The sequence below is a fragment of the Sphingomonas sp. genome, from assembly GCF_035317925.1.
Lineage (GTDB): Bacteria > Pseudomonadota > Alphaproteobacteria > Sphingomonadales > Sphingomonadaceae > Sphingomonas_I.
In genome coordinates this window covers 1-3,840 of record NZ_DATHFV010000012.1, presented here as the reverse complement: position 1 = coordinate 3,840, position 3,840 = coordinate 1, and the positions used below count along the sequence as shown (strand labels likewise).

Annotated in this window: 1 protein-coding gene and 1 pseudogene; one reads left to right on the top strand and one right to left on the bottom strand. The window is 67.2% G+C overall.

Annotated features, from left to right (window positions below; translation table 11 throughout):
* A pseudogene (locus tag VK533_RS00750) lies at positions 1–646 on the top strand (amino acid permease); the annotation flags it as partial.
* Here VK533_RS00750 and putA read toward each other — a convergent pair.
* Positions 643–3,738: a bifunctional proline dehydrogenase/L-glutamate gamma-semialdehyde dehydrogenase PutA gene (gene putA / locus VK533_RS00745; RefSeq protein WP_324374043.1), complete on the bottom strand. Its 3,096-nt coding sequence runs from the start codon at positions 3,736–3,738 to the stop codon at positions 643–645. The pseudogene VK533_RS00750 and the gene putA overlap by 4 nt on opposite strands.
* Between the last annotated feature and the right edge of the window lie 102 nt (positions 3,739–3,840).

Genomic DNA, 3,840 nt, shown 5'->3' with positions numbered 1-3,840 from the left:
GGCGCTCGAATTGGTGCCGGTCGTGGCCGTCCTGATCGGCGCCCCGGACCTGAAAACCCTGTTTGCCGCGGACGATCCGTTCGGACTACTCGTCAGATTGCGTGGCGGCGCCTTGTTTTCACAAGTGGTCGCGGTCGTAGTGGTGATTGCGATCGTCAATGCCGCGATCGTCACCGTGCTCGCCTGCGCGCGCTTCTTCTGGTGCACCGGGCGCGATCAAGTGTGGGGGCCGCGCTTCGATATCTTCATCGGCGCGATCCATCCCAAATGGCAGAGCCCATGGGCCGCGACGCTGCTCGTCGGCGCGATCGGCGCCGCCTGCTGCTTCATCAGCCTGAAATTCATGCTGATCCTGAATGGCGGCGGGTTGATCGTAACCTATGCCGCGATCAGCCTCGCGGCGATCGTCGGGCGGCGCGACGGCACCAGCGCGCATGGTCATTATCGCATGCCGCTCTTCCCGCTTGCGCCGGTCTTCACCCTGCTGGCGCTTGCTTATGTCGTTTACACCAATCTGCTCGACCCGGACGAAGGCCGGCCGGCGATGATCGCGACCGCCGCGCAGATCGTCGCAGCGGCGGCCTATTACTGGTTCGTGCTCCGCCGGCGCGGCGCCTGGGTCGTGCGCGATCCTGTAGGAGCCTAGAGGTTGAGCAAGGCTGGATCGCCGCCTTGGGCGGTGATGTTGACCGACAAGGCCCGCTCGGTCGCGTAGCGCAGTAGCGAATGAGGCCCGCCGGCCTTGGGGCCGGTGCCGGACAGGCCTTCGCCGCCGAACGGTTGGACACCCACCACGGCGCCGATGATCGAGCGGTTGACGTAGACATTGCCGGCCGGGACGAGCGCGCGGATTTCCTGGGCGAAGCGTTCGATCCGGCTGTGGACGCCGAGTGTCAGGCCATAACCGCGATCCGCGAGCTTGCCCGCGACATCCTCCAGATCGGCGGGGTCGTAGCGATAGACGTGCAGGATCGGCCCGAACACTTCGCGTTCGAGGAAATCGGGCGTCGGCACTTCGGCGATGATCGGGCCGAAGAAGCTGCCGCGCGTCTTGCCGGGGTCGAGCTGGAAAATGATCTTCGCCTCGCGCTTCAATCGCTCAACATGTGCTTCGAGATTGGCAAGCGCCTCGGCGTCGATCACAGGGCCGATATCGGTCGACGCATTGGCCGGATCGCCGATCACCAAGGTGTCGAGCGCGCCGGCGATGGTCGCGATCAGCTCGTCCGCCGAATCCTTTGGCACGAACAGGACGCGCAGCGCCGAACAACGCTGGCCGGCCGAGCCGATCGCGGACTGGATGACGTCGTCGACCACCTGTTCGCGCAGCGCGGTCGTATCGACGAACATGCCGTTGAGGCCGCCCGTCTCCGCGATGAAGGGCAGGATCGGCCCGTCGCGATTGGCGAGCGTGCGGTTGATCGCACGCGCCGTGTCGGTGCCGCCGGTGAAGGCGACGCCATCGATCTCGGGATGCGCGACCAGGGCCGCGCCCACGGTCGCACCGTCGCCTGGCAGCAGCGCCAGCAGATCCGGGTCGAGCCCGGCTTTGTGGAACAGCCGCACCGCTTCGGCGGCGACGAACGGCGTCTGTTCGGCCGGCTTGGCGAGCACGGCATTTCCTGCCGCGAGGGCTGCGGCGATCTGGCCGGTGAAAATGGCGAGCGGGAAATTCCAAGGGGAGATGCAGGCGAAGACGCCGCGCCCGCGCAGTTCGAGCTGATTGGTCTCGCCGACCGGGCCCGGCAGCGTTTCCAGTCCGCTGAACTGCTTCTCGGCCAGGCTCGCATAATAACGACAGAAATCGACCGCCTCGCGCACTTCGGCGACGCCGTCATTGAGCGTCTTGCCGCCTTCGCGCGCGAGCAGGGCCACCAGCCGGTCCATGTCGGCCTCCAGCGCATCGCCCATCGCGCGCAGCACGCGCGCCCGGCCCGCGCCGCCAATCCCGTCCCAGGCCGGCTGCGCTTTGGCGGCGCGGTCGGCGGCGGCGTCGATATCGGTCACAGTCGCTTCGGAAATGCCGCCGATCACGATGTCGTGGTCAACGGGGCTAAGCATAGGCTTCGCGCCCGCGCCCTTGCGCAACCGTCCGCCGACGATCGGGCCGGCGGTCAGCGTTTCGGCGGCAATGCCCTTGGTTGCGCGCGCGGCGCGGTCGCGGGTTGCGGCGATCGAATAATCGCGACCCAACGGGTTCTTGCGCGCCGGGCCGTAGATATCAGTGGGCAGATGGATGCGCGGATGGGGGAACGGGCGGGCTTCGACCGCCGCGACCGGATCGCGCACGACATCCTCGGCCGGCACGCGTTCGTTGAGCAAAGCGTGGACGAAGCTGGTGTTGGCGCCATTCTCGAGTAGGCGGCGGACGAGATAGGGCAGCAATTCCTCATGCCCGCCGACCGGGGCATAGGCGCGGAGCACGGCGAGGTTCGCGCCTGCCGCCTTGTAGAGCGCCTCGCCCATGCCGTGCAGGCGCTGGTGTTCGATCCGGACATTCTTGCGCGCCGCCATCAGGCGGACGGCGGCGAGCGTGTGCGCATTGTGCGTCGCGAATTGCGGATAGAGGGCGGGGGAGGCGGAAATCAGCGCGTCGGCGCAGACCAGATAGGACAGATCGGTCGCGGGCTTGGTCGTGAACACCGGATAACCGGGCCGGCCGGCGACCTGCGCCTTCTTGATCTCGCTGTCCCAATAGGCTCCCTTGACCAGCCGGACCATGATCCGTCGGCCGCTATCCTCGGCGAGCCGTTTGAGCGCTTCGATCACGGCGAGCCCGCGCTTCTGATAGGCCTGCACCACGACGCCGAGCCCGGTCCAGTCGCCCAGCTCGGGCTCGCGCGCCAGCCGGTCGATCAGCTTGAGCGACAGAACCAGCCGGTCGGCCTCCTCGGCGTCGATCGCGAAATTGAGGTCGTGGCGCGCCGCGATCAGCGCGAGGCGCTTGATGCGCGGATAGAGCTCGGTCCAGACGCGGGCTTCCTGCACCGCCTCATAGCGCGGGCTGAGCGCGGACAATTTGACGGAAACGCCATGGCCGTCCTCGGGCGCGGTACCGGGCTGGCGCGCGCGGCCGACGGCTTCGATCGCATGCGCGTAAATGCCCTCATAGCGTTCGGCGTCGGCGGTGGTGCGGGCACCTTCGCCAAGCATGTCGAACGAGCAGGTGTAGCCCTCGCGCTTGGCGCGCGCCAAAGCCGCCTCGATGTTGCGGCCGAGCACGAACTGCTCGCCCATCATCTTGACCGCCGCGCCGACCGCCTGGCGGATCACCGGTTCGCCGACGCGCGTGGTCAGCCGCTTGAGCCAGCCGCCGACATCGCTCTTCGCGTCCTCGTCGACGTCGATCAATTTGCCGGTCAGCATCAACCCCCAGGTCGATGCGTTGACGAACAGGCTGTCCGACTGTCCAAGATGGCTCGCCCAGTCGGCCGATCCGATCTTCTCGGCGATCAGCCGGTCGCGCGTCTCGGCATCGGGTGTGCGCAGCAGGGCTTCGGCGAGGCACATGAGCGCTAGGCCCTCGCGCGTGCCGAGCGAGAATTGCTGGAGGAAGCTTTCGACCACGCCCTGTTTCTCGGCCGACTTGCGGGCCACGCGCACCATCTCGGCGGCATCGCGTTCGATCGCGCGGCGCTCTTCGGGCGATAGCGGGGTGCGGGCAAGCAGGGCGCGGCAGGCTTCCGCCTCGTCCTGATATTTGAGGGCGTCGATGCGGTCCCAATCGAGTGTGGTCACGGCTGCTCCAGGAATTTTCGAACGCGGTTCAGGATCGAGCAAAGATCGGAAGCCCACCGCGCATCATCAATGCCAGCCCCGCTACGCTTGTTGATCGACGGA